The organism is Persicitalea sp. (assembly GCF_041751555.1).
GTDB lineage: Bacteria > Bacteroidota > Bacteroidia > Cytophagales > Spirosomataceae > Persicitalea.
In genome coordinates this window covers 1-3478 of record NZ_JBGSXF010000709.1, presented here as the reverse complement: position 1 = coordinate 3478, position 3478 = coordinate 1, and the positions used below count along the sequence as shown (strand labels likewise).

The window sequence follows — 3478 nt, the reverse complement described above, 5'->3', positions numbered from 1 at the left end:
GGTGGATTTAGCAGATTACGATCCGATGGATGTCTGCGGAACGGGGGGTGATGGTAAGGATACCTTCAATATTTCGACGCTCTCATGCTTCGTGGTGGCGGGAGCGGGGCAGCGCGTGGCTAAGCACGGCAACCACGGTGTATCTTCAACCTGCGGCTCTTCGACGGTACTTGAGCATCTGGGTGTCAAGTTTAGCAACGAGCAAGACTACCTCGAGCGGGCGATTGCCGAAACGGGTGTCTGCTTCCTGCACGCGCCTTTGTTTCACCCCGCCATGAAGAACGTCGCCCCGGTGCGACGGGAATTGGGCGTCAAGACTTTTTTCAATATGCTTGGCCCGATGACCAATCCGGCTTTCCCCCAAAAACAGCTTGCGGGCGTATTCAGCCTTGAATTGGCGCGGCTTTATGCCTATCTTTACCAGCAAACCGACAAGAAATTCATGGTCGTTCACGGACTGGATGGTTACGACGAGGTTTCGCTGACGGGGCCGTTCAAAGTCATTACCCCGCAAGCCGAGCAAGTACTATCCCCCGCGCAGTTGGGACTCGACACCTTTCGGGCGGAGGCTTTGGCAGGAGGTGAAACCGTCGCGGAATCGGCCCAAATTTTCATGAACGTGCTGAACGACGAAGCCACCTCCGCGCAGAAACAGGCTGTCGTGGCCAACGCAGCGTTGGCCCTGCACGCCGCCGACCCGTCGCTTAGTTTGACTGATGCAGTAGCGAAGGCTCAGGAATCAATTGAGAGTAAAAAGGCGTTAGAGAGTTTTCAGAAACTGGTAGAACTATGATTACGAGCCTGGATCAACTGGATTTAAACGGAACGTACAGCTACGCGGACTACCTGAAATGGCAGTTCGAGGAGCGCGTGGAACTGATTAAAGGAAAATTATTCAAGATGTCGCCCGCTCCCTCGCGTCGACACCAGGAAATTTCCAGTATTCTTCAGGGAAAAATTTTCAACTTCTTGGATATAAAAACTTGCAAAATATACCCCGCACCTTTCGATGTCCGGCTTGCGCCGAGAAGAGGCGAGAAGACGGATAAAATTTACACCGTAGTGCAACCTGATCTATGTGTTTTTTGTGGAAAAGCCAATTTAGACGACAGAGGAGCGATTGGCGCCCCGGATTGGGTCATAGAGATACTTTCTCCTGGCAATTCCCGTATAGAGGTAAAAAATAAATTCGGAGTTTATGAGGAAAATGGCGTGAAAGAGTATTGGCTAGTTGACCCTGCCTACGAAACGATAATGGTATATGTACTCAATGAGTTCGGCAAGTTTATTGGTTTGCCTATTGTCACTATTGAGGATAGCATCACAAGTCATGTCTTCCCTGGTTTCAACATAGCCGTTTCCACCATTTTTGAAGAGTAGGATAGTTTTCTGGATAAACTCAATGAACATTTTAGATAAAATTGTCGCCCAAAAACGCATCGAGATAGCTGCAACCAAAGCGGTCAAGTCGCAAAGTGCGTTGGAACGTGAGCCGCTTTTTTCGCGCCCGACGCTTTCGCTGGCTGATGCATTGCGCCAAGCCGACACGCCTGGAATTATCTCGGAATTTAAGCGGCAGTCGCCTTCCAAAGGAATTATCAACGGCAATGTCGAGCCGGAAATGGTCACGGCGGGCTACGTGGCCGCTGGCGCGAAGGGCTTGTCAGTACTGACCGATGAACCGTTTTTTGGGGGTAGTTTTGCGGATTTTGGTAAAGCCCGAACCGCAAATCCCGACACTCCAATGCTGCGGAAAGATTTTATGATCGACGAATACCAGCTTTTTGAAGCTAAAGCGCTGGGAGCGGACGTAGTTCTGCTCATTGCGGCGTGCCTTTCATCGCAAGAGGTACGGTTTCTTGCCAAAAAAGCCCATGATCTAGGTCTAGAAGTACTGCTGGAAGTACACAACGCTGAAGAACTCGCCCAAAGCTTGTGCGATGAAGTAGATATGGTGGGCGTCAATAACCGTAATTTAAAAACCTTCTCGACTTCCGTAGAAACTTCCATCGAACTCGCGGCGCAAATTCCCAACCATTTTGTCAAAATCTCCGAGAGCGGCTTGAAAGACGCCGAAATGATTGTCCGGCTTTTTGAGCAAGGTTATCGCGGATTTCTGATCGGTGAAACCTTTATGAAGACGTCTGATCCGGCGGCGGCATTAGAATCTTTGCAAAAAGCCCTTTTTAAAATAATTGAACAAAAACCCTTGATAGTATGAAGCTAAAAGTCTGCGGAATGCGTAATACCGCCAATATCGAAGCCTTGATTTCTTTGAAACCTGACTTCGTTGGATTTATATTTTACGACAAATCGCCCCGCTACGTGGGGGAAGAATTAGACCCGGAAGTCGTGCGGCGCATTCCTTCCTCCACCAAGAAAGTGGGTGTTTTCGTGAATTCCAATCCCGATCATATCACGAAAATCGCTAAGCAGTACGACCTGCAATACGTGCAGTTGCACGGCAACGAGATGCCGGATTTTTGCCGGGTACTGCGGCAGAAGGGACTGAGTGTCATTAAATCGTTCGCGGTGGACAATGATTTTAACTTCGCGATGTTGAACAATTACAAACCTTTTTGCGACTTGTTCTTGTTTGACACCAAAGGCGAACTGCGCGGCGGAAATGGCATGGCCTTCGACTGGAACATTCTGCGCAACTACGATGGCGAGAAGCCTTTCTTCGTGAGTGGCGGCGTTAGCAATGAAAACATCGATCAACTTTTAGTCTTGGCCGCTGACGTGCCGATCTACGGCATTGATGTCAACAGCCGCTACGAAACGGCACCGGGCATGAAAGATATTGAAGAAGTAGAGAAACTCATTGACAAAATCCGCATCAAGGAAGAGGAAGAACTAGAAGTTTGATTATGGAAGTACTGGAAGAAAAAGTCTCGTATCAAGTGGACGAGAACGGCTATTATGGTCAGTTCGGTGGGGCCTTCGTACCGGAGATGCTGCATCCCAATGTGGAGGAACTGCGCACGCGCTACCTCGACATCATGGCGGATCCTGGTTTTCAAGCGGAGTTCAACGGCTTGTTGCGCCATTACGTGGGCCGTCCTACGCCACTGTACCTGGCTAAGCGGCTTTCCGAGAAATTTGGCACGACTGTCTATCTCAAACGTGAAGACCTCTGCCATACCGGAGCGCATAAAGTCAATAATACCATTGGGCAAATCCTGCTCGCGCAGCGGCTGGGCAAGAAGCGCATCGTGGCCGAAACCGGGGCCGGGCAGCACGGCGTGGCCACGGCGACCGTCTGCGCCCTGATGGGCGTAGAGTGCATTGTTTATATGGGCGAACTCGACATTGAGCGCCAGGCTCCTAATGTGGCCCGCATGAAAATGCTCGGGGCTGAGGTGCGGCCCGCGACCTGCGGCTCCAAAACCCTCAAAGATGCCACCAACGAAGCCATGCGGCATTGGATCAACAATCCAACTGATACACATTACATCATCGGCTCGGTGGTTGGCCC

Annotated in this window: 5 protein-coding genes; all 5 read left to right on the top strand. The window is 50.5% G+C overall.

The genetic code is table 11. The annotated features are described in order from the left end of the window. The coding region (trpD, locus tag ACEW8P_RS24765; protein WP_373515742.1) for an anthranilate phosphoribosyltransferase at nucleotides 1-793 on the top strand (793 nt) is incomplete at its 5' end. Further along, complete coding sequence (locus tag ACEW8P_RS24760; RefSeq protein WP_373515741.1) at nucleotides 790-1380, top strand: Uma2 family endonuclease; 591 nt, start codon at nucleotides 790-792, stop codon at nucleotides 1378-1380. The genes trpD and ACEW8P_RS24760, both read left to right, overlap by 4 nt. 22 nt (nucleotides 1381-1402) lie before the next feature. Further along, on the top strand, nucleotides 1403-2221 hold the full coding sequence (trpC, locus tag ACEW8P_RS24755) for an indole-3-glycerol phosphate synthase TrpC (protein ID WP_373515740.1): 819 nt from the start codon (nucleotides 1403-1405) through the stop codon (nucleotides 2219-2221). Continuing rightward, nucleotides 2218-2868, top strand: a complete 651-nt coding sequence (locus ACEW8P_RS24750) for a phosphoribosylanthranilate isomerase (RefSeq protein WP_373515739.1) — start codon at nucleotides 2218-2220, stop codon at nucleotides 2866-2868. The genes trpC and ACEW8P_RS24750 overlap by 4 nt, the downstream gene beginning before the upstream one ends. Nucleotides 2869-2870: 2 nt before the next feature. After that, on the top strand, nucleotides 2871-3478 hold a 608-nt coding region (locus tag ACEW8P_RS24745; protein WP_373515738.1), incomplete at its 3' end, for a pyridoxal-phosphate dependent enzyme.